Annotated in this window: 18 protein-coding genes and 1 tRNA gene; 8 read left to right on the top strand and 11 right to left on the bottom strand. The window is 65.3% G+C overall.

The window, feature by feature from the left end:
• Positions 1 to 61: 61 nt before the first annotated feature.
• On the bottom strand, positions 62 to 925 hold the full coding sequence (locus H9638_RS13050; RefSeq protein ID WP_191748019.1) for a flagellin N-terminal helical domain-containing protein: 864 nt from the start codon (positions 923 to 925) through the stop codon (positions 62 to 64).
• A gap of 146 nt (positions 926 to 1,071) precedes the next feature.
• Positions 1,072 to 1,920, bottom strand: a complete 849-nt coding sequence (locus H9638_RS13055; RefSeq protein WP_191748021.1) for a sigma-70 family RNA polymerase sigma factor — start codon at positions 1,918 to 1,920, stop codon at positions 1,072 to 1,074.
• Between the two features lie 262 nt (positions 1,921 to 2,182).
• Between H9638_RS13055 and H9638_RS13060 the strand changes: the two genes are divergently transcribed.
• Genes H9638_RS13060 through H9638_RS13075 form a run of 4 tightly spaced genes read left to right on the top strand, consistent with a single transcriptional unit; the run spans position 2,183 to position 5,386 of the window.
• Entirely contained in the window at positions 2,183 to 2,668 is a 486-nt protein-coding gene (locus H9638_RS13060; RefSeq protein WP_191748023.1) for a flagellar protein FlgN, read from the top strand.
• 28 nt (positions 2,669 to 2,696) lie between these two features.
• Positions 2,697 to 4,097 (top strand): flagellar hook-associated protein FlgK, encoded by a 1,401-nt coding sequence (flgK, locus tag H9638_RS13065; protein WP_191748025.1) that lies wholly within the window; start codon positions 2,697 to 2,699, stop codon positions 4,095 to 4,097.
• A gap of 3 nt (positions 4,098 to 4,100) precedes the next feature.
• On the top strand, positions 4,101 to 4,991 hold the full coding sequence (locus tag H9638_RS13070) for a flagellin N-terminal helical domain-containing protein (protein WP_191748027.1): 891 nt from the start codon (positions 4,101 to 4,103) through the stop codon (positions 4,989 to 4,991).
• Complete coding sequence (locus H9638_RS13075) at positions 4,988 to 5,386, top strand: flagellar assembly protein FliW (RefSeq protein ID WP_191748029.1); 399 nt, start codon at positions 4,988 to 4,990, stop codon at positions 5,384 to 5,386. Before H9638_RS13070 ends, H9638_RS13075 begins: the two co-directional genes overlap by 4 nt.
• Positions 5,387 to 5,493: 107 nt before the next feature.
• On the opposite strand, the gene H9638_RS13080 is transcribed toward H9638_RS13075, so the two are convergent.
• The 7 genes from H9638_RS13080 to H9638_RS13110 form a co-directional block, all read right to left on the bottom strand.
• Positions 5,494 to 6,330 carry an aldo/keto reductase gene (locus H9638_RS13080; protein ID WP_191748031.1) on the bottom strand — a complete coding sequence of 279 codons (837 nt, stop codon included), beginning with the start codon at positions 6,328 to 6,330 and terminating at the stop codon, positions 5,494 to 5,496.
• Between the two features lie 115 nt (positions 6,331 to 6,445).
• Entirely contained in the window at positions 6,446 to 6,919 is a 474-nt protein-coding gene (locus H9638_RS13085) for a hypothetical protein (RefSeq protein WP_191748033.1), read from the bottom strand.
• 13 nt (positions 6,920 to 6,932) lie between these two features.
• The gene (locus H9638_RS13090; protein WP_191748035.1) at positions 6,933 to 7,661 is read right to left on the bottom strand and encodes a bacterial proteasome activator family protein; all 729 of its coding nucleotides are present in this window, start codon (positions 7,659 to 7,661) and stop codon (positions 6,933 to 6,935) included.
• A gap of 40 nt (positions 7,662 to 7,701) precedes the next feature.
• Positions 7,702 to 7,956: a hypothetical protein gene (locus H9638_RS13095; RefSeq protein WP_191748036.1), complete on the bottom strand. Its 255-nt coding sequence runs from the start codon at positions 7,954 to 7,956 to the stop codon at positions 7,702 to 7,704.
• A gap of 190 nt (positions 7,957 to 8,146) precedes the next feature.
• Positions 8,147 to 8,341 (bottom strand): YbdD/YjiX family protein, encoded by a 195-nt coding sequence (locus H9638_RS13100; protein WP_191748038.1) that lies wholly within the window; start codon positions 8,339 to 8,341, stop codon positions 8,147 to 8,149.
• Positions 8,341 to 10,656, bottom strand: coding sequence for a carbon starvation CstA family protein (locus H9638_RS13105; RefSeq protein WP_191748040.1), 2,316 nt, complete (start codon positions 10,654 to 10,656; stop codon positions 8,341 to 8,343). Before H9638_RS13105 ends, H9638_RS13100 begins: the two co-directional genes overlap by 1 nt.
• Before the next feature lie 180 nt (positions 10,657 to 10,836).
• A complete protein-coding gene (locus H9638_RS13110; protein ID WP_191748042.1) occupies positions 10,837 to 11,814 on the bottom strand; it encodes an NAD(P)H-quinone oxidoreductase in 978 nt (325 codons plus the stop codon).
• A gap of 63 nt (positions 11,815 to 11,877) precedes the next feature.
• Between H9638_RS13110 and H9638_RS13115 the strand changes: the two genes are divergently transcribed.
• The 4 genes from H9638_RS13115 to H9638_RS13130 all read left to right on the top strand — a co-directional run bounded on the left by H9638_RS13115 (position 11,878) and on the right by H9638_RS13130 (position 18,538).
• Positions 11,878 to 11,965 (top strand) — tRNA-Ser (locus H9638_RS13115).
• Between the two features lie 179 nt (positions 11,966 to 12,144).
• Positions 12,145 to 12,714, top strand: coding sequence for a septum formation family protein (locus H9638_RS13120; protein ID WP_191748043.1), 570 nt, complete (start codon positions 12,145 to 12,147; stop codon positions 12,712 to 12,714).
• Positions 12,715 to 12,934: 220 nt separating this feature from the next.
• A complete protein-coding gene (locus tag H9638_RS13125; RefSeq protein ID WP_191748044.1) occupies positions 12,935 to 17,410 on the top strand; it encodes an ExeM/NucH family extracellular endonuclease in 4,476 nt (1,491 codons plus the stop codon).
• Between the two features lie 255 nt (positions 17,411 to 17,665).
• Positions 17,666 to 18,538: an SDR family oxidoreductase gene (locus tag H9638_RS13130; RefSeq protein WP_225217405.1), complete on the top strand. Its 873-nt coding sequence runs from the start codon at positions 17,666 to 17,668 to the stop codon at positions 18,536 to 18,538.
• A gap of 4 nt (positions 18,539 to 18,542) precedes the next feature.
• Here H9638_RS13130 and ctaD read toward each other — a convergent pair whose 3' ends face one another.
• Together ctaD and hutI are read right to left on the bottom strand one after the other, a co-directional pair.
• A complete protein-coding gene (gene ctaD, locus H9638_RS13135) occupies positions 18,543 to 20,294 on the bottom strand; it encodes an aa3-type cytochrome oxidase subunit I (protein WP_191748045.1) in 1,752 nt (583 codons plus the stop codon).
• A 134-nt stretch (positions 20,295 to 20,428) separates the two neighbouring features.
• Positions 20,429 to 21,616, bottom strand: a complete 1,188-nt coding sequence (hutI, locus tag H9638_RS13140; RefSeq protein ID WP_191748301.1) for an imidazolonepropionase — start codon at positions 21,614 to 21,616, stop codon at positions 20,429 to 20,431.
• Positions 21,617 to 21,639 lie beyond the last annotated feature (23 nt).

Below are 21,639 nucleotides of genomic sequence, written 5' to 3' on the forward strand. Positions count from 1 at the left end.
CGGTCAAGCGGTTAGTGCTTGTGCGGTGCTGCCGGGGGCCGCACCGCGGATGAATCCGCTATTACTGCAGGAGCTGCATCACGCCGGAGTTCATCTGGTTGGCCTGGGCCAGCATTGCGGTAGCGGCCTGGGAGAGGATCTGGGACTTGGTGAAGTTACCCATTTCCGCTGCCATGTCGGTGTCGCGGATGCGGGAGTTGGCGGCCGAGAGGTTCTCGACAGACACCGCGATGGAGCGTGCGGTGGATTCCAGGCGGTTCTGCTGTGCACCCAGGTCTGCGCGCGCTCCGGAAACAGCCGTGATGTGCGTATCCAGAGTTTCAATGGCCGCGGAGGCCAGGACCTGGTTTGCAGGCTGGTCAGCGCCCACGGTGATGTCGATACCCTTCACAGCGGTAGCTACTGCTTCAATGTCGGTCAGCGTGATGGTGATTTCGTTGGTCGCAGCCGCATTGCCTTCCGAACCGACCTGGATCTTCAGCGCATTGGCCGGCAGGGACGCAGCATTCGTCAGCAGGTTGATGCCGTTGAAGTTGGTTCCCTTTGCGATGCGGTCCAGCTCACCACCCAGTGCGGTGATTTCCTTCTGGATGGCCGTACGAGACTCGCTATTGTTCGTAGCACTCGCGCCCTGTACGGACAGGTCACGAACGCGGTTCAGGATGTTGTGCACCTCAGTCAGGGCGCCTTCAGCGGTCTGGATGAGGCTGATGCCGTCCTGCGCGTTGCGGCCAGCCTGGGTCAGGCCGGAGATCTGATTCTTCAGGCCTTCGGAGATAGCCAGACCGGCAGCATCGTCAGCCGCACGGTTGATGCGCAGACCGCTGGAGAGGCGCTCCACCGACTTGGCCTGGTTCGCCTGGTTCAGGTTCAGGTTACGCATCGCGTTGAGCGACGAGGTGTTAGTTGCAATTGTGAAACCCATGATGAATTCCTCCGTGAGTGGGCGATAACTACGAGGCCCATCCGTGGGCCTCTACCCGTAGTTATCGACCCTCCCTGCGCGGGTGTTAGGAATTCAGGAAAGTTATTTCCGGTCTTTTGAGACCTGAGACACAGCAGCTGCAGTAATTAGGACACAGCAGTGTTCAGCAGGCCGTGTCCACCCGGGGCAGCGAACCCGGTGGGATGGAAATGCGGGTCGTGGCGGGTGAGCCCGCCGGCAGTCCATTCCGCCACCGAGGACAGGTAGGCGTTCCGCCGGGCCGGGGAAATCCGGGACTCAATCGGAGCCGGGGTGCCGGTATCCGAGTAATGGGTACCCAGACCGTCGCGCAGCAGGCGGACCGCTTCGGCGCGCTGCTGGGAGACCGCGGAGTGGGTAGCTCCCAGCTCAGCGGCCAGCTCCTTCACGGACCGGTCATGGAAGTAGACCTGCTCCACGATGTAGCGCATCTTCTCCGGCAGGGCAGCGACAGCTGCCCGCAGATACTTCATATTCTCGGCATTCAATACCGAGCCTTCCGGCGACGGCAGGTCGCTGACCAGGGAATCTGAGGCGGCATCATCAAGGTGGGACACAGTGCGTGAGGCGTCCGACAGGGCGTCCTCGGCGGTACTGCGGTCAACACCCAGGGCAGAAGCAATTTCATCGACCTTCGGGCTCCGTCCGAGCGCCCCAGTCAGAGCTTCCTTTACTGCCAGTGTTTCCTTGATGCGTTTCCGTGCCGTCCGGGTAGCCCAGTCGTTCGAGCGCATCTCGTCGGCGAAAGCGCCAACGATGCGCCGGCGCGCGTACGCACCGAAGGGCACACCCAGCTCCGCATTAAACGAGTCAGCAGACGTGATCAGGGCTATTGCCCCGACCGATGCCAAATCGTCCCGGGAGAGATGTGTCACCTTGGCACACACCTCTGAGACCAGATATCCGACCAGCGGTAAGTTCTCCACAACCAGCCGGTTGCGTTCTTCACGATTCAAAATATGGACCCCCAAGTCCTTGTTCCCCAACAAAATACGCTTGCCGTTAGGACAGAGGCTGAGTCCTCCGGGAGATTCCATACTTTGGCGTAATACGTGCAACATACCACTAACATTGGTAGTGCAACCGCCGATAGGTGTGTCTGACGGATTAAAAGTTTTTCGGCCTGTGAAGGCGGGTGTCTTGAAACCGTTGCAGGATGTGATTCCGCATCCATCGGAAGACAAAACACTCGCGTAGACCGCAGGAGGTGAGCTAGACATGGGTACCCAGAAACTGTCCGCATTACTCTGGGAAGAACGGGAGCTGTTGGAGCTCCTGACCTTCAAGCTCGAGGAAGAACAGCTGCTCCTGACCTCAGGGAAAACGCGCTGGCTCCAGCACGCCACCCGGGAAGTGGAGCAGGTCCTTGACCGCCTGCGAATCGCGAATCTGGCCAGGACGGTGGCCGTTTCCGAACTCGCGGAGGAGTGGGGCATAGCCGAAGATGCAACTCTTCGGCAGATCATTGCCGCCGCGCCTCCAGGACCGTGGACTGAGATTTTCACGGCCCATCTTCAGGCAATGACGGAACTTACCGTGAGGATCCGCGACCTGCGGGACACGAACGAACAGTTCCTCCGTACGGCTGCGCGTTCCGCCCAGGAAACCCTCGCGGGCCTGGGCACGGAGAGCAAAACGTACACCTCCAGCGGCAACTCTGCCGGCCCGGGGAACAGCGCCCGCATAGTGGACAAGCAACTCTAGAGACCGTGAACAAAGGAATCATCACGCCATGAGCACCTTCAGCGGCCTGAACACCGCGTACTCCGGTCTGAGCGCAGCCCGTAGGGGACTCGACGTCGTCGGGCAGAACATCGCCAACGTCAACACACCGGGCTACACCCGCCAGCGGGTCACCACCTCGGCCATGGGCGGTGCCTCCATCGCCGGCAGGTTCTCCACCGGACCAGCGGTGGGGCAGGGCGTTTCCATTGACGGAATCGCCCGGCTCGGCAGCATGCAGCTGGATACCCGAGTGCGGGCGACCGCCGCGGCCTCCGGGTTTTCCGCGGTGCGCGCCAATGCCCTGTCCAGCCTGGAAACCAGCCTGAACGAACCCGGGAAGAACGGCATTTCCGCCTCCCTGACTGAGTTCTGGGCAGCCTGGCAGGGTGTGTCCAACAAGCCCGGGGACGAGGCAGCCGCCACCGCGCTGATCGGCCAGGCCACGATCCTCGCCCAGCAGATCTCCACCGGGTACGAGGCAGTGGAGGACCAGTGGACCGGCGCCTACAAACAGCTCAAGGATATGGAGGCGGAGCTGAACGGCACCGCCTCGCAGATCGCTTCCCTGAATGCGCAGATCCGCACCACGCAGGCCTCCGGCGGGAGCGCCAACGAGCTGATTGACCAGCGGAATGCCCTGACCACCACCATTGCCGCCCTTGCCGGCGGCACGGTCCGCGAGTCGGAAAACGGCATGGTGGACGTGTTGATTGACGGTAACGCCATTGTCTCCGGGGATATCGTCCGCCCGGTACAGGTTGCCGGTGGGATCGCCATGGGCGGCGAAGCCCCGCGCCTGGAATGGAGCCACCGCCCCGGAACCAACATGGCGGCCAGCGGCGAAATCGCCGGCGCGCTCAGCCTGCTCGCTCCGGCATCCGATGGCGGCACCCTCACCGCCGCGGCGGAGGGCTACAACAACTTCGCTAAAACCCTGGCCACGGCTGTCAACGGGGTCCACAACGGCGGCACCAACACCGCCGGAACGGTGCTGGGCGATTTCTTCAGTCACAGCACCGATCCCGCTGCCCTCTCGCTGAAGGTCATCCCCACCGGCGCGGCAGGCATCGCCACCGGTGCGGCCGGCCAGGGAGCGAAAGACAACTCCGTGGCCGACGCCATCGCGCAGCTGGGCGCCGGGAAAAACTCACCCGACTCGGCCTGGGCCAACTTTGTCAGCGGCATTGGCGCCAGCACCCGGGTGGAGATGCAGCAGGCGGAACTCGCCGGCGTCGCTGCCTCCGCCGCCGTCGGCATGCAGCTTTCCAACTCCTCGGTGGACCTGGACGAAGAAAACCTGAATCTGCTCGCCTATCAGCACGCCTACCAGGGTGCTGCGCGGGTCATGACAGCCATTGATGAAATGCTCGACACCCTGATTAACCGCACCGGCATTGTGGGAAGGTAACCCGTGATTTCCCGTACCTCGAACCTGACGCTGACGCGAAACGCCCAGCAGAACCTGCAGGCGAACATCTCCCGGCTGGCCAAGCTCCAGGAGCAGGCACAGACCTCGGCCGCCATCACCCGGCCGTCGGACAATCCTTCGGGCACCGCCGACGCCCTGAAGGTCCGCGGCGAGATCCGCGCCAACGCACAGTACAAAAGCAACATCGCCGATGCGAACAGCTGGCTCGCCACCGTCGATGCCGCTATGACCCGCGCGACGGACATCCTCACCCGGATCAAGGACCTGGCAATCACCGGCGCAACGGCGACTGCCACCCCGGCCAACAAGGCCGCCATCGCCACCGAGCTGGAAGGCCTGAAAGCGGACCTGCTGGCGCAGGCCAACACCTCCTACCTGGGCCGGAATATTTTTGCCGGGAACTCCGACGCGGGGGCCGCAGTCAAAGTGGATTCCACTGTCGACCCGGCAACCTACACCTTCACGGGTGCCGCTGACGGACCAGTGACCCGGCGGCTGGATGCGAACACCACGGTCCAGGTTGATGCCAGCGCAGCAGCTGTCTTCGGCGACGTCTTTACCAAGCTGGATTCCCTGGTTGCCGATTTGCGGACCAACGGGGACATCAGCGGACACCTGTCCGGCATCGATGCGAGCAGGGACAATGTGCTCTCGCAGCAGACCGACGTCGGCATCCGCCATGCCCGTGTGCTGAAAGCAGAGGAAAACAACATGGAGCAGGCAGTCAGTTTGGAATCCCGGCGCTCCGGCATCGAGGACCTGGACACCGCGCAGGTCATCATGGACCTGAAACTTCAGGAACTGGCGTACCAGTCCTCCCTGGCCGTCACGGCCAAGGTCCTGCAGCCCACCCTGATGGATTTCCTGCGATGAGCACCGTGACGCCGGTGGTTTTCCTCACCCCTCCCCCGGGACTCGAACCCATCACAGCGTTCGATCTGGCCGATGTGGATGGGGCCACCGGATTGTACTCGCTGACCGGCGCGGACGTTTCCGCCGGGCAGCGCCGCTTCTATGCGATTGATGCCTCCGTGTACCTGCCCGACTACAACCCGGAAATTGCCGACGAGCAGGCGGCCCAGCTGGGCCTCCAGGATCCGGCCGATGCCCGTGTCCTGGTGGTAGCCAACCCGTCCGACGGCGGCACCACCGTGAATCTGCTGGCCCCGGTCATCATCAACACACGGACCTGGCAGTGCGCACAGGTCATCCTGGAAGGCGGCGACTGGCCGCTGCGGGCTCCGTTGGAAGCCAACGCTGCAGCCTGAGTCCTGGACCCCCTGATATAAGAAAGGCGGCCCTCCCCTCCGGGAAGGCCGCCTTTCTGCTGTACTGCTGTGGCTGTTCTACCGCGGTGCCTTGGGGCCCGCGGCTGCTAGGCGAAGTCGGACGTCGCCGGATCGGCGCCGAAGCGGGTGCCGTTGTCCAGGGCGTTGACCGCGTCGATGTCCTCGTCGGCCAGCTTGAGGTCCAAGGCCGCCCAGTTCTCCTGGATCCGGGATTCGGTCACGGACTTCGGAATCACGATGTTGCCGAGCGCCAGGTGCCAGGCGATGACCACCTGGGCCGGCGTGGCGCCGTCGTACTTCGCTGCAATTTCCTGCAGGACCGGGTCATCGAGCAGGCCCTGGCCGGAGCCGAGCGGAGAGTAGGACTCGTGGCGGATGCCGTGCTTGGCCTCGAACTCGCGCAGTTCCTTCTGGGCCAGGTATGGGTGCGTTTCCACCTGGTTGAGGACGGGAACAACGCCGGTGGCGTCGATGATTTCCTGCAGCGCCTCGACCGTAAAGTTGCAGACGCCGATGGACTTGACCCGGCCGGACTTCTGCAGCTCAACGAGGGCCTTCCAGGTGTCCACGTACTTGCCCTGCTTCGGCTGCAGCCAGTGGATCAGGTACAGGTCCAGGTATTCCAGGCCCAGGCGCTCCATGGAGGCGTCGAAGGCGGCCAGGGTTTCCTCGTAGCCCTGGTCGGCGTTCCAGACCTTGGTGGTGATGAACAGGTCTTCCCGCGGCAGGCCGGAGGCTGCAATGGCCCGGCCTACGCCGGCTTCGTTGCCGTAGATCTTGGCCGTGTCGATGTGGCGGTAGCCCGCTTCGAAAGCCATGCCCACGGTCTTCTCCGCGAGTTCGTCCTCAACCCGCCAGACGCCGTAGCCGAGCTGGGGGATGGTATTGCCGTCGATGAACGTCACAAGTGGGGATGTAGTCATGGTCACCATCCTGCCCGCACTTCGGCGCCGCCGTGACCAAACGGAGCCGAAGTTTGCTGGCCGCGAAATTTTGTCCCGCAGCCGGCAACGGAGAAAAAGGACGTCCAGGCGGCCGCTAAACCGGTGAACCGCCGGCCTGGTCCGCGGCGAGAACGCGTTCGGCCTCGGCAATATCCTGTTCCACGAGCTGTGCGCGGCGGCGCACGTTTTCGACGCCGGAGGACGCAATCCCCCAGCGTTCCCCTTCCAGCCTCGACATTGCCGCCGCTTCCGCGGTGGCCGCGAGCGAATTGCCCGACCGGGACAGGGCGCGGTGGACCGCGATCATCCGGCCCGGGATGTCCTGCCCGGAGCTGGGGCACTGTCCCTGGGCATGGGCGCAGACCGCGCGGACGCGCGGCAGAAGGCCGGAGAGTTCATTGGCTACGAGTGCCAGCTCGTTATAGAGCGCATCGTCCTCGACGCCCTCCAGCATTTGGTGGTAACGGTCCAGCCCGCGGGTGAAGCGGTCGTGGGCGCGGCGCCACACACCCTTGCCGAGTTCGACGTCGTCCTTGCGCCCCTGCCGGGCTGCTGCGAAAAGTGCCATCCTGCGGGAAATTCTACAGATACTGTCCGGGACCCGCGTGGGGCTCGATCCGTCCGCCCGAGCCGGGACCCTGCCGCTGCTGGCCCGGGACGCTACCGGCACGGCGCGGTTCGCCGTCTTCCCCGACCACCACGCCCGGGGCCAGGACCGTGCCGGGCGGCAGCTGGCGCAGCTGAAGACGGCCCTGCAGCTGCTGGTTGGCGGTCTGCTGGGCTGCGATGGCGGTCTGGATGCCGCGGAACAGTCCTTCCAGCCAGCCCACCAGCTGCGCCTGGGCAATGCGCAGCTCGGCGTCGGTCGGCGTCGCGTCCTCCAGGAACGGCAGATTGATCCGCTGCAGTTCGGTGACGAGCTCCGGAGCCAGACCGTCGTAAAGTTCCTTGAGCGACCGCTCATGGATTTCCGCCAGACGGTTCCGGGCCGCGTCATCGAGAGGCGCGTTGCGCACTTCTTCGAGGAGCTGTTTGATCATGGTGCCGATCCGCATGACCTTCGCGGGCTCATCCACCAGTTCGTTCAGCTTTGCGGGACCGTTCTTGTCCTGGGAACCGTCGCTGTCGGCCTGGCTGTCGGTGCCTTGTCCGGCACCCGGCGCTGCAGGGTCCTGGGACCGGCCCTGCGGCGGAGCGGTGGCGGAGCGGGTACCGGTACCGTCCCGCTCCGGGGACTGGGCCGTCTCTCCGGCCGGAGCCGCAGGGGCCTGTGCCCCGGGGACGGCCGCAGATCCGTTCTGTTCAGTCATGGATTAATGCTCTCACGCTTGGGGCGGGTTGTTCCGGGCTTCAGTCGCTTTCAAGCTCTTCCTGCCGCTTTTCGGCATACTCACCATTGGGACTCAGGCCGGGCGCGTACTGACCGGCGTTGAGCTGGCCCGAAGTGTAGTGGCGCGAATCGAACTCGGGGCCGGAGTCCTGATTCTTCTGGGGGAGGTTGACGTCCTCGGCCAGATGCTCATCCTCGTTGTCCGGCTCCGGCAGGGGAAGGCTGATGTCCTCACGAAGGTGAGGGTCTTGGGGCAGGTCTTCGTGTCCAGGCATCTATCCAGCAAAACAGGAACAGACACCCACTACAAGCGCCCGGCCGTACAAGTGTCCAAGCCGGGACCCTCAGCGGCAAGGCAGTGGCAGCGCCCACCAGCAACCCAGCGAAAACGCGGCAGGCCCGGTGCCCGCTGGGGACACCGGGCCTGCCCTGCTGTGCTGTCCGTTGTCAGCAGCAGAGGCGTTGTCAGCAGCAGCGCCCACCGGGGTTGGCATCCTGGCGGTCCATCTTGTCCTTCCAGAATTCCCGTTCAGTCAGCGCCGGTCCGTTACAGCCCGACGCCGCGTGGTGCGCCTGATACTTGCGGTAGGCATCCTCCCCCATGACATCGCGGAAGAAACGGATGAAGCCGCGCAGGCCGCCGGCGATGGCCGCGGGCATCAGTGCCCGGCTCCCGCTGTCTTTGCTGCTGGTTTCTTATCCTGCGGCAAGGCCTTCCACTGCGCCTCGATCTCCTTCTCCAGCGGGGTGCCGAAGAATCCTGACGGCGCAAAGATCCGGGACGGCACCGCAGGGTCCTCGGCGCTTGGGGCACCGCCGGAGCGGTAGGACCGGACCGATGCAATGACTGCGGTGACGATCACGATGACGGCGAGGGTCACGAAGAGGATGGACAGAATCCCCTGCACGAAGGTGTTGCGGACCACCGCTTCCATGGCCTCCACGGTTTTGGCCGAGCCGAAGCTGGTTTCCCCGGACGCCAGCGCGTTCTTGAACGCGTTGTGCTGGGCCCAGTAGCCCACCGCAGGAACCGGGGAGAAGATCTTGTACATCGAGGCGGTAATGGTCACGACCGAGGCGAAGCCCAGTGGCAGCACCACCACCCAGATGTACTTGAAGAGGTTCTTCTTGGCCAGGATGGCCAGGCAGATGGCCAGCGCAATGGCCGCCAGAAGCTGGTTGGCGATTCCGAACAGCGGGAAGAGTGTGTTGATTCCGCCCAGCGGATCCGTCACCCCCATGATCAGGATCGACCCCCAGCCTGCGACCATAACGGCCGTACAGATCCAGGCTCCCGTCCGCCACGAGGTATCCCGGAACTTCGGGATAAAGTTGCCGATCGAGTCCTGCAGCATAAAGCGCGCCACGCGGGTTCCGGCGTCGACGGCGGTGAGGATGAACAGGGCCTCAAACATGATGGCGAAGTGGTACCAGAAAGCCATCATGGCCGGGCCGCCGATGAAGCTCTGCATGATCATGGCCAGGCCGACGGCGAGGGTCGGGGCTCCGCCGGTACGCGAGACCACGGATTCTTCCCCGACGCCGGCGGCCAGGGATGTGAGCATGTCCGGTGTCAGGTTCACCCCGGCCAGGCCGAGGGAGTTCACGAAGGCGACGGCGCCCTCCACGGTTCCGCCGGTGGCTGCGGCGGAGGAGTTCATGGCGAAGTAGATTCCCCGGTCAATCGAGAGCGCGGCAACCAGGGCCATGATGGCCACGAACGACTCCATCAGCATGCCGCCGTACCCGATGAACCGGGTCTGGCGTTCCTTCTCGATCATCTTCGGTGTGGTGCCGGAGGAGATCAGCGCGTGGAACCCGGAGAGTGCACCGCAGGCGATCGTCACGAACAGGAAAGGGAACAGCGACCCGGCGACCACTGGGCCGTCCGAGCGGGACGCAAACTCGCTGAACGCGGGAACACTGATCTCGGGCCGGACGATGATGATGGCCACGGCCAGCATCACGATGGTGCCGACCTTCATGAAGGTGGAGAGGTAGTCCCGCGGGGCCAGCAGCAGCCACACGGGCAGGACAGCGGCAATAAAGCCGTAAATAATGATGCCCCACGCGATGGTGACGCGGTCCAGGGAGAAGAGCGCCACACCCCATTCGGTGTCGGCGATCCAGCCGCCGCCGATGATCGCGAGCATCAGCAGCACGAACCCGATGATGGAGACTTCGGTGACCTTGCCTGGCCGCAGGAAGCGCAGGTACACGCCCATGAACAGGGCGATCGGAATGGTCATGGCCACGGAGAAGACACCCCAGGGACTCTCGCCCAGGGCGTTAACGACCACCAGGGCGAGGATCGCGACGATGATGATCATGATGGTCAGGGTGGCGATGAGGGCTGCGGTGCCGCCGATCAGGCCCAGCTCTTCGCGGGCCATCTGACCCAGTGAACGGCCGCCGCGGCGCATGGAGAAGAACATGACCAGGTAGTCCTGGACTGCTCCGGCCAGGATCACGCCGACGATGATCCAGACTGTGCCGGGGAGGTAGCCCATCTGGGCTGCCAGCACGGGGCCGACCAGCGGTCCTGCTCCGGCAATGGCAGCGAAGTGGTGGCCGTAGAGCACCCTGCGGTCGGTCGCCGCGTAGTCCTTGCCGTCCGCCTTGTACTCAGCGGGAGTCGCACGGCGGTCATTGGGCTTCAGGAGGTGCCGTTCGATGAACTTGGAGTAGAAACGGTACCCGATGAAGTAGGTACAGACGGCTGCGAACACGAACCAGATGGCGTTGACGGTTTCACCCCGGACGATGGCAAGCATGGTCCAGCTGATGCCGCCCAGGAGGGCTATGCCTGTCCACAGGATGATCTTGGCCGGTGTCCAGCGGCGTTCCTCAGCCTCCGCGGCGGCGTCGTCCAACGCAACCGGAGGCAGGTCCGGGTCCTGGACCAGGACATCCGTGCCCGTGTCCACCGGATCGTGCCCGGCCGGCCCCTTCCGGTGCCGTCTGTTCTCACTCATGGTGCTACCCCTTGTCAGCAGTGCGGTTCCGCACCTTGGAACGGGGTGCGGGTGATGCGCACGAGGGTAGCAGCGGTATCCGTGCTCCAGGTCACATACACGCCGGACCGGCCGCCGGTGTTCGACGGCCGGTCCTGGTTTTGCGCTGAGTGGAGTTTTGCGTCGGGCGGTCCGCCGGGCCTACATCGTCAGGAGGATCTTCCCGGTGTGCTGGCCGGAGTCGAAGTACTCATGCGCGGCGGCCGCCTCAGCCAGAGGGAAGGTGCGGTCCACCAGGGGCTTGACCGTTCCGTCCCGGAGCATGGGCCAGACGTACTCCCCGACCGCGGCCATGATGGCGCTCTTTTCTTCCTCCGGGCGTCCCCGCAGGGTTGTGCCCATCACGGCGCAGCGCTTGGTCATCAGCGCGTTGAGGTCAATCTCAGCCCGGGTGCCGCCCTGCAGCCCGATGATGACCAGCCGGCCGGCGACGGCGAGCGCATCAACGTTCCGCTGCAGGTAGCTGGCACCCATCACGTCCAGGATCACGTCGGCGCCGTGTCCGCCGGTGGCCTTCCGGACTTCCTCCACGAAGTCCTGTTCTTTGTAGTTGATGAGGACCTTGGCGCCCAGACTCCGCGCCAGTTCCAGCTTCGGGGCACTGGAGGCAGTCACCATCGGCACCGCACCGAACGCGGCAACCAGCTGGATTGCCATGCTGCCGATCCCGCCGGCCCCGCCGTGAATAAGGACGAAGTCACCTTCCTGAACGCCGGCCGCCATGAACAGATTCGAAAACACCGTTGCGGCCACCTCCGGCAGGGCCGCCGCAGTGACCAGGTCCAGCTCCGGCGGGACCGGCAGCACCTGCCCCGCCGGGACAGCCACCTGCTCGGCATAACCGCCACCCGAGAGGAGGGCGGCGACGTCGGCCCCTACCTCCAGGCCTTCAACCCCCGTTCCCACCGCCGACACCCGGCCGGAGACCTCCAGCCCGGGATATTCCGGCGCTCCTGGCGGCATGGGGTAATTCCCCTTGCGCTGCAGGACATCCGCACGGTTGAGGCCCGCGGCGGCCACGTCGATCAGGACCTCGCCCGGGCCGGGCACGGGTGCAGCGACCTCGCGGAGTTCAAGGACCTCCGGCCCTCCCGGTTCGGTGATAACGATGGCTTTCATGGGGACCTCCTGCGGGTGGTCAAGATTTTGGCGAATTGGGCTCATCTGCCAGACTACTAGCGGGGAAGGTTGTCCGAGCGGCCGATGGAGCTGGTCTTGAAAACCAGTGTGCGGTAACCCCGTACCAAGGGTTCGAATCCCTTACCTTCCGCATCTGCACCCCGGTTCACTGAGCCGGGGTGCTTTTTTATGCCGTTGCATGCCAATGCATACTGTGCGGGCATATTACTTCGCCGATTCATCAGCATGCTTTCCCTGAAATAGGGTTGACCCGTGGTTTCCGGCCCATTTGGGGGGTGGACCACTAAAACCATTTCCTATTGAGGAGTTATGACTATGTATTCGGCCCATAAGACGTCCCTGTCCCGAGCCGGAAGAATCCTCGCCGCGGCATCGCTGACGGCTTTGCTGGCAGGCTGCGCGGTTCCGCTCTCCTCCGGCGGCGACAATGCCGCGCCGGAAGAGACGCCTTCCTCCGCATCCACTTCTCCTGCCGCTGAGAAGGTAGTTGAAGAAGTAGAAGACGTGTCCCCGGAAACGGTGGACGCCATCGACCTGAACGTCGGCGACTGCCTGATCGAACCTGACGGCGACCAGATCACGGAAGTAGACGTTCTGCCGTGCACGCAGGAGCACGACAGTGAGGTTTATGCCGCCATGGACATGGAAGGCAGCGAATACCCGGGCGAAACCGCTGTTGACGAAGCGGCAGCCGAGTTCTGCGTCGCCGAGTTCCAGCCCTACATCGGTGCGGATTACCAGGCCTCCGTCCTGGACATCGGCCTCATCACTCCGACGTCCTACTCCTGGACCCTGGGCGGCGACCGGGAAATCCTCTGCACGGCATACCGGCTGGACGGCTCACCGCTGACCAACTCGGTGCGTAACGCGCAGATCTAGCTTTACGCCTGCAAGAGGGCTTCGGCACACACGGTGCCGGGGCCCTCTTTCCATTTGTCAAGAGCCGGTGCTCGTTCGGACTTCAAACCCGTCGATTCCACTAGTCAAAGCACCTCGGCTGGGATATGCAAAGAGGGTTCACCGCACCCCCACTGCCGTACCATCCGGGCCGCTTCCGTTTGCCCTGCTGCGGCACCACTCTCTTCGAGGAGCATGAGGCATGAGACCTACGAGATGGAAGGCGGTGCTGGGAACGGCACTGTCAGCCGGCCTGCTGGCCGGCCCCCTGGCGGCACTGCCCGCCCACGCCGAGGAAAGCGCCGGCGGCATCATCATCAATGAGGCGTACCTGAGCGGCGGCAGCGCCAACGCTCCCTTCACCAACAAATTCGTAGAGCTCTACAACCCCACCAGCGCCCCGGTGAGCCTGGAAGGCTGGTCGCTCCAATACCGCGCCGCCGGAACATCCACGGCACCGTCCGGAATCGGCCGCCTGGCCGGAACCATTCCGGCCGGCGGCTACTACCTGATCCAGGGCGCCAGCAACGGGACCACCGGCACCGCACTCCCCACCCCGGATGCAACTATCGGGGCCAGCTTCTCCGGTGCCGCCGGGACCCTGGTACTGGCCAACCAGGCGGCTGCCGTCAATCCGCTCCCCACTGGCTCGGTGATCGGCCATCCCGGCGTCGTTGACCTGCTGGGCTACGGCACCTCCAACACGTTCGAGTCGGCAGCCGCCGCCGCGCCCGCCGGCAACAGCGACCCGAAGTCGCTGAACCGCACGGGATTTGCCGACACGAACAACAACGCGGCTGATTTCACGCTCAGCGGCACAGTGACCCCAACCAATACCGCCGGCGGAGGCACAGGCCCCGTCGACCCGCCGGATCCCACCGACCCTCCGGACCCAACGGATCCGCCCGCCGGAACCGTCGCCATTGCCGCGATCCAGGGCACCGGCGACGCCAGCCCGCTCGTCGGGCAGAGTGTCACCACCCGCGGCAAGGTCACCGCTGCCTACCCCACCGGCGGGTTCAGCGGCTATTACCTGCAGACCCCGGGAACCGGCGGCACGATCGATCCCGCCACCCACACCGCTTCGGATGGCATCTTCGTGTTCTCCGCAGCCACCGTAGGCCAGGTCGCTGTTGGCGACTACGTCGAAGTCACGGGCACCGTGGGCGAGTACTTCGGGCTCACGCAGCTCACGGTCGCCGCCGGCGCCCTGACCAAGCTCACCGAGCCGGCCGAAGAGGTTAAGCCCACCACCGTCGCCTGGCCTGCCACCGACGCGGAACGGGAAACCCTGGAGGGCATGCTCCTTGCTCCCCAGGGCGACTTCACCGTCACCGATAACTTCTCCCTGAACCAGTACGCGGAGATCGGCCTCGCAGCCGGTACCGAACCGCTGGTCCAGCCCACCGCCGTCGCACCGTTGGGAACGCCGGAGCACGCGGCTGTTGCCGCGGGGAATGCGGCCAAGGCCGTGAAGCTCGACGACGGCGCCACCACCAATTTCCTTGCTGCGGCGAACCAGTCCAAACCGCTGCCGTACCTGACCCCGACCGGACCAGTCCGCGTTGGGGCGCCCGCTGCGTTCACCACGAATGTGATCCTGGATTTCCGCAACAGCGCCTGGAAGCTCCAGCCGCTCACCGAGCTGACCCCGGCCAACGCGGCGGCGGTCCAGCCGGCGTCGTTCGAGAACACCCGCACCGCGGCACCGCAAAGCGTCGGCGGGAACCTCAAACTAGCGTCCTTCAACGTGCTGAACTACTTCAGCACCACCGGCGATCAGCTCTCCGGCTGCACGTATTTCAATGACCGTTCCGGCGCTCCGGTCACCGTCCGCGGCGGCTGCGACGCCCGCGGTGCGGCCAACGCGGCCAATCTGGAACGCCAGCAGGCCAAGATCGTTGCGGCGATCAACGCGCTTGGCGCCGACGTCGTCGGTCTGATGGAAATCGAGAACTCCGCGGCACTGGGGCAGGACCGCGACGCGGCGCTGGCCCACCTGACCGCGGCCCTGAACGCGGCGTCCCCGGGCACCTGGGACTACGTCCGCTCCCCCGCGGCCCTGCCCGACGCCGAAGACGTGATCCGCACGGCCTTCATCTACCGGACCGCGAGCGCTGAACCTGTTGGCGAATCCGTGATCCTCAATGACGAAAGCGTGTTCTCCAACGCCCGTGAACCACTGGCCCAGGCCTTCAAGCCCGCCGGTGGAACGGACAGTGAGAGCTTCGTGGCAATCGCGAACCACTTCAAGTCCAAGGGTTCTCCCCCGGCCTCCGGGGAAAACGCGGACAATGGCCAGGGCGGCTGGAATGCCGACCGGGTCCGCCAGGCGCAGGCACTGGTTTCCTTCGCTGGCACCGTAGCGGCCGATGCGGGCACAGAGCGGGTTTTCCTGCTGGGTGACTTCAACTCCTACGCCGCCGAAGATCCCATGCGCGTCCTGGCAGAGGCCGGCTACGTGAACCTGGGACAGGCCACCGGCAAGCACTCCTACGCCTTCGGCGGCCTGGTCGGATCCCTGGACCACATCCTGGCGTCCCCGGCAGCAGCCGAAGACGTCACCGGAACGGACATCTGGAACATCAACTCCGTGGAATCCGTGGCTCTGGAATACAGCCGGTTCAACTACAACGTGACCAACTTCTACGCACCGGACGCCTACCGGTCCTCAGACCACGACCCCATCCTGGTGGGCCTGGACCTGACCCCGGCCGAGGCGGAAACCACCGAGTTGAACCTGCTGAACATCAACGACTTCCACGGCCGGATCGACGGCAACACCGTCAACTTCGCCGGAACCGTTGAACAGCTCAAGGCCGCGGCACCGGAGGGCAGTTCACTGTTCCTCTCCGCCGGCGACAATATCGGCGCTTCCCTGTTCGCGTCCTCGGTGCAGCAGGACCAGCCGACCATCGACGTCCTCAATGCCTTGGGCCTGCGGGCCTCGGCGGTCGGCAACCATGAGTTCGACGGCGGTTTCGCCGACCTCACCGACCGGGTGGTTCCTGCCGCGGACTTCGAGTACCTGGGTGCCAACGTCTACCTCAAGGGCACCACCACCCCGGCGCTGCCCGAGTACGCCCTCCTGGACGTCAACGGCGTGCAGGTGGCCGTGATCGGTGCGGTGACCGAGGAGACCGGCACGCTGGTCAGCCCCGGCGGCATCGCCACCCTGGAGTTCGGGGATCCGGTGGAAGCCGTGAACCGCGTGGCCGAACGCCTCGTGGCTGAGGGCCTGGCCGACGTCATCATTGCCGAATACCACGAGGGCGCCGGTGCGGGCACGCCCGACGGCGCCACCCTGGAGCAGGAAGTCGCTGCCGGTGGAGCGTTCGCGGAGATCGTGACGGAAACCAGCGCCCTGGTGGACGCCATCTACACCGGGCACACGCACAAGCAGTACGCGTGGGACGCGCCGGTTCCCGGCGTCGAGGGCAAAACCCGTCCCGTGGTGCAGACCGGGTCCTACGGAGAGTTCATCGGCCAGATCGAGCTCGAGTACAACGCCGAGACGGACGAGGTGCTCTCCTACACGGCCGGGAACGTTGCCCGCACCGCCACCCCCGCGGCCGACCTGGTGGCGGCCTACCCGGCCGTTGCTGAGGTGAAGCGGATTGTCGACGCCGCCCTGGCGTTCGCGGCCGAGGTCGGCAACCAGCCGGTCGGTTCGGTGACCGCGGACATCACGACGGCGTTTACCGGCACCTCGCGTGATGACCGGTCCAACGAATCCACGCTGGGCAACCTGGTGGCGGACTCGCTGCTCTCCTCGCTGGGCTCACCTGAGCGCGGCGGGGCAGAAATCGGCGTCGTCAATCCCGGCGGGCTGCGGGCCGAGCTGTACTACGGCCCCGACGGCGTGATCACCTACGCCGAAGCCAACGCCGTGCTGCCGTTCGTGAACAACCTGTGGACCACCACGCTCACCGGTGCGCAGCTGAAGGCAGTCCTGGAGGAACAGTGGCAGCCGGACGGCTCCTCCCGTCCGTTCCTGGCGCTGGGCCTCTCCGACAACGTCACCTACACCTACAATCCGGATCTGGCCCGCGGCTCCCGGATCCAGTCGGTGACGATCAACGGCGCTCCGCTGGATACCGCCCGGGCCTACCGGATCGGCACGTTCAGCTTCCTGGCGCAGGGCGGCGATAACTTCACCACCTTCGCCGCCGGCACGGATACCCGGGACTCCGGGCTGATCGACCGCGATGCCTGGATCAGCTACCTCCAGGCCAACAGTCCGGTCTCCCCCGATTTCGCCCGCCAGGGTGTGATCGTCAAGGGCGCTCCGGCCACCGTTCAAGCGGGTTCCAGCGTCGCCTTTACGGTGGAGAAACTGGACCTGACCTCGCTGGGCAGCCCGGCCAACACCACGCTTGCGGTGAGCTGGGTTCCGGCAGCCGGTGCAGCCACCGCCCTGGGTTCCGTGCCGGTAACCGGCGGAGCGGCGAGCGTTACCGCGGCCATACCGGCGTCGGCCTCCGGCAGCGGTTCGCTGGTCCTCACGGCGGCCCCATCGGGGACCACGGTGACGATTCCGGTCACGGTCGAAGCCGGACCGCAGCAGCCGACCTGCGTGCGGCCCATCCCGCCGAAAAACTGGTGGGACCTGCGCGGCTGGCTGAAATACGCGGTTGACTACGCGCGGTACCTGCTCTGCACGGTGGGCCGCGGCTAGTCCGCATTCGCTGAGCACTGACGAAGCGGCGCCGTCCGGGGGTCCACGACCACCGGGCGGCGCCGCTTTCTGTCCTAACCGGCACAAACAGGACAGGCCCGGGGCCAGAGAGAGGTAAGGCCTGGCTGGTCCCCAAAGCGGGTCTGCGGACGTAAAGTGGCGGCAGACGGGCGCTGCAACGCGGGGGCGCTGGGCACATCAGGCTGCCCTGCCGGAGCTGAGCCGCGCGGGAACCGCTATTTGGGGATTCGGGTCATGGAACAGAACCACAGCCGCGCAATGCACGGCCGGACCGTCCTGGTCACCGGCGCCACCAGCGGTATCGGCAAGGCGACCGCGCTCGGGCTGGCCGCAATGGGCGCGCATCTGGCGGTCATCGGGCGGGACCGGGGACGGACAGAGACGGCCGCACAGGAAATCCGTGCAGCAGGCGGCGGGCAGGTGGACGTCTTTGTCGGTGACCTGGCTTCCCAGATGGACGTTCGCCGGATGGCCGGCGAGATCCTGGCGGCACTCCCCCGCGTCGATGTCCTGGTCAACAACGCCGGAGGGTACTGGAGCACCCGGCACGTAACCGCCGACGGGCTCGAGCGCACGTTTGCCCTGAATCACCTTGCGCCGTACCTGTTGACCCATCTGCTCCTGGCCCGGCTTCGGGCGAGCGCGCCCGCCCGGGTGGTGACGGTGTCCTCCAACGCGCATACCTCCGGGCGGATCGACTTCGATGACCTCCAGGGCGAAAACTCCTATTCCGGGTCCCGCGCCTACAACCAGTCCAAGCTGGCCAATATCCTGTTCACCTACGAACTGGCCCGGCGGCTGCAAGGCAGCCGGGTGACCGCCAACGTCCTTCATCCGGGGGTGGTGAGCACCTCATTCGGAGCCGAGGACCCCGGAACCCTGCAGCGCGTGTTCGTTCCGCTGCTGCGGCCCCTCATGCTGAGCGCGGAGAAGGGAGCGGCCACCTCGGTTTTCCTGGCTTCCGCTCCGGAGCTCGAAGGCGTCAGTGGCGTCTTTTTCACCAGAGGGAAGCCGCACAAATCCGCCAAGGACAGTTATGACCGGGCCGCTGCTGCACGGCTATGGCAGGTGAGCGCTGACCTGACAGGCGTAGGCAGCATTCGGTAGCTGCCTACTGCCGGGGATCGGGGTTCTTCGGATCGGTGGAGCCCATATCCGCGGCGCCCAGGACACTGGCCGCCACGGAATCGGATTTCTGGTTGGCGCGCGGTTTGAGTTCCGGGTGGTGCAGGTCCAGGGCCGGCCGCTCCGACCTGATCCTGGGAAGCGACGTGAAGTTATGCCGCGGCGGTGGGCAGGAGGTCGCCCATTCCAGGGAACCGCCGAAGCCCCAGGGATCATCCACCTCCACCTTCTTGCCGCGCCGCCAGGTGATGTAGACGTTCCAGAAGAACGGGATCAGGGAGAAGCCCAGGATCATGGAGCCGATCGTGGACAGCTGGTTCATGCCGGTGAAGTTGTCCTCCACCAGATAGTCCGCGTACCGCCGGGGCATGCCCAGCACCCCCAGCCAGTGCTGGATCATAAACGTCATGTGGAAGCCCAGGAACAGCAGCCAGAAGTGGATCTTCCCCAGCCGTTCGTTGAGCATCTTCCCGGTCCACTTCGGCCACCAGAAATAGAAGCCGCCGAACATCGCGAAGACCACCGTGCCGAAGACCACGTAGTGGAAGTGCGCGACGACGAAATAGGTGTCAGAGACGTGGAAGTCCATGGGCGGCGAAGACAGAATGATGCCGGTCAGCCCGCCGAAGAGGAAGGTGATCAGGAAGCCCAGCGCCCATATCATCGGCGTTTCGAACGTGATGGACCCGCGCCACATGGTGCCGATCCAGTTGAAGAACTTCACCCCGGTGGGGACGGCAATGAACATGGTCAGGATGGCGAAGAACGGCAGGAAGACCTGGCCGGTGACGTACATGTGGTGCGCCCAGACGGTCATGGACAGTCCGGCAATCGCAATCGTCGCAAAGACCAGACCTTTGTAGCCGAAGATCGGTTTGCGGCTGAAAACCGGGATGATCTCGGAAATGATGCCGAAGAAGGGCAGGGCGATGATGTAGACCTCAGGATGGCCGAAGAACCAGAACAGGTGCTGCCAGAGGATCGCCCCGCCGTTCTCCGGATCGAAGATGTGCGCATCGAATTTGCGGTCTATTCCCAGCGCGAACAGGGCGGCAGCCAGCGGCGGGAAGGCCATCAGCACCAGAATCGCCGTCACCAGGGTGTTCCACGTGAAGATAGGCATCCGCCACATCGTCATTCCGGGTGCGCGCAGGCAGATGATCGTGGTGACAAAGTTGACCGACCCCAGAATGGTTCCAAACCCGGACAGGGCGAGCCCGAAGACCCAGAGGTCACCCCCGATTCCCGGTGAGAAAGCGGTGTTGGACAACGGCGCGTACGCAGTCCAGCCGAAGGACGCGGCTCCCTGCGGCGTAACGAATCCGGACACGGCGATCAGCGAGCCAAAAAGGAAGAACCAGTAGGCCAGGGCGTTGAGCCTCGGGAACGCGACATCTGGAGCGCCGATCTGCAGCGGCATCATCACATTCGCGAACCCGGCGAAGAGCGGGGTGGCGAACATCAGCAGCATCAGGGTCCCGTGCATGGTGAACAGCTGGTTGTACTGTTCCCGCGATGCCACGATCTCCAGTCCGGGCTGGAAGAGTTCGGCGCGGATGATCAGTGCCATCACGCCGGCCAGGCAGAAGAAGATGAAGGACGTGATCAGGTACAGGTACCCGACCTTCTTGTGGTCGGTGGTGGTCAGCCAGTCCACCACCACCCGGCCCTTGGACACTGGGACCACCCGCGGCGGTACAGCTGTTCCGTCGTCGGCTGTGTACTTCAGAGTAGACATCAGCGCCACCTTGGATCCGCAGGATATTCAGCCCGGCCGCTGCACCAGTTCAACGCAGCCCGGTCTGCCTTGTACTGTAAAACCCCGCCCGAAGGCAGTCCAGAGTGGCGGCCGGTTTCCCGCTGCCGGAGCCGTTAGGTCTTCCGTATCCGGTCCCCGGCCCGCCAGACCGCCGCCGTGAGCGGCATGCCCGGCCGGTAGGCCAGGTGCGCGGCCGAGGGAGCGTTCAGCAGCTGCACATCCGCCCGGTGTCCGACGGCGATCGAACCCACCGCACGCTTGCCGTCTTCATCCACACCGGCGTGCCGGCGCAGGGCCAGTGCACCGCCGTAGGTAGCGGCACGGAGGGCCTCAGCAACGCTGAGCTCCATCTGCAGCACGGCCGTGGCGACGCAGAAGTTCATGGACGAGGTGTAGGACGTCCCGGGGTTGCAGTTGGAGGCCAGGGCGACCTCGACGCCGGCATCCAGCAGCCTGCGGGCGGGGGCCAGCGGCTGCCGGGTGGACAGATCGCAGGCCGGCAGGCAGGTGGCCACGGTTCCGGGCTGTCCCGAGCCTGTCTGCGCGTCCCAGTCCCGCCAGGTCCCGGCGAGTGCCTCGACGTCGCTGTCCGCCAGGTAATTAACGTGGTCCACGCTCGCGGCGCCGAACTCGACGGCCAGCCGCACCCCTGCGCCCGGGCCCAGCTGGTTGCCGTGCACCCGCAGTCCCAGGCCGGCGTCCCGGCAGGCGGTGAGCACCCGGCGGGATTGTTCCTCGGTGAAGGCGCCGCGCTCGCAGAACACATCCGCCCACTGCACATAGGGCCGCACGGCCGCCAGCATGGGGCCGCAGACCAGGTCCGTGTACTCCTCCGGGTCGCTTCCCGCCGGGACCAGGTGCGCGCCGAGGAACGTGACATCATCCACTACGGTGGACGCGATCCGGGCGCTGCGGGCTTCCTGCTCCACATCGAGCCCATAGCCGGTTTTTGTTTCGAGCCAGGTGGTTCCGCCGGCGGCAGCTTCGGCCTGCCGGGCCAGCAGCATCCGGGTGAGGTCGTAATCCCCGGCGGCGCGGGTGGCTTCGGTGGTGACGGCGATGCCGCCGGCAGCGTACGGCTCCCCTGCCATCCGGGCTTCGAATTCGGCGCTGCGGTCCCCGGCGAACACCAGGTGGGTGTGCGAATCCACCCAGCCGGGCAGCATCGCCCGCCCGCCGGCGTCGTGCATCTCATCCGCCGCCGGTGCCTCAGCGGCCGGACCGATCCAGGCGATCCGCTCGCCGTCGAACACCACGGCCGCGTCGGCAAGCACCGCGTCGCTGCCGCGGGCAGGATCCATGGTGGAGAGCTCACCGATGTTGG

It is taken from the genome of Arthrobacter pullicola, from assembly GCF_014836875.1.
GTDB classification, from domain to species: Bacteria; Actinomycetota; Actinomycetes; order Actinomycetales; family Micrococcaceae; genus Arthrobacter_B; species Arthrobacter_B pullicola.

Bases quoted from the DNA above. Each gene is read 5' to 3' on its own strand.
- H9638_RS13110 (WP_191748042.1), bottom strand. From the start codon at position 11,814: ATGAAAGCCATCGTTATCACCGAACCGGGAGGGCCGGAGGTCCTTGAA.
- H9638_RS13125 (WP_191748044.1), top strand. From the start codon at position 12,935: ATGAGACCTACGAGATGGAAGGCGGTGCTGGGAACGGCACTGTCAGCC.
- H9638_RS13080 (WP_191748031.1), bottom strand. From the start codon at position 6,330: ATGACTACATCCCCACTTGTGACGTTCATCGACGGCAATACCATCCCC.
- H9638_RS13100 (WP_191748038.1), bottom strand. From the start codon at position 8,341: ATGCCCGCGGCCATCGCCGGCGGCCTGCGCGGCTTCATCCGTTTCTTC.
- H9638_RS13130 (WP_225217405.1), top strand. From the start codon at position 17,666: ATGGAACAGAACCACAGCCGCGCAATGCACGGCCGGACCGTCCTGGTC.
- H9638_RS13085 (WP_191748033.1), bottom strand. From the start codon at position 6,919: ATGGCACTTTTCGCAGCAGCCCGGCAGGGGCGCAAGGACGACGTCGAA.
- H9638_RS13090 (WP_191748035.1), bottom strand. From the start codon at position 7,661: ATGACTGAACAGAACGGATCTGCGGCCGTCCCCGGGGCACAGGCCCCT.
- H9638_RS13120 (WP_191748043.1), top strand. From the start codon at position 12,145: ATGACTATGTATTCGGCCCATAAGACGTCCCTGTCCCGAGCCGGAAGA.
- H9638_RS13075 (WP_191748029.1), top strand. From the start codon at position 4,988: ATGAGCACCGTGACGCCGGTGGTTTTCCTCACCCCTCCCCCGGGACTC.
- H9638_RS13050 (WP_191748019.1), bottom strand. From the start codon at position 925: ATGGGTTTCACAATTGCAACTAACACCTCGTCGCTCAACGCGATGCGT.
- ctaD (WP_191748045.1), bottom strand. From the start codon at position 20,294: ATGTCTACTCTGAAGTACACAGCCGACGACGGAACAGCTGTACCGCCG.
- hutI (WP_191748301.1), bottom strand. From the start codon at position 21,616: ATGGATCCTGCCCGCGGCAGCGACGCGGTGCTTGCCGACGCGGCCGTG.
- H9638_RS13095 (WP_191748036.1), bottom strand. From the start codon at position 7,956: ATGCCTGGACACGAAGACCTGCCCCAAGACCCTCACCTTCGTGAGGAC.
- flgK (WP_191748025.1), top strand. From the start codon at position 2,697: ATGAGCACCTTCAGCGGCCTGAACACCGCGTACTCCGGTCTGAGCGCA.
- H9638_RS13060 (WP_191748023.1), top strand. From the start codon at position 2,183: ATGGGTACCCAGAAACTGTCCGCATTACTCTGGGAAGAACGGGAGCTG.
- H9638_RS13105 (WP_191748040.1), bottom strand. From the start codon at position 10,656: ATGAGTGAGAACAGACGGCACCGGAAGGGGCCGGCCGGGCACGATCCG.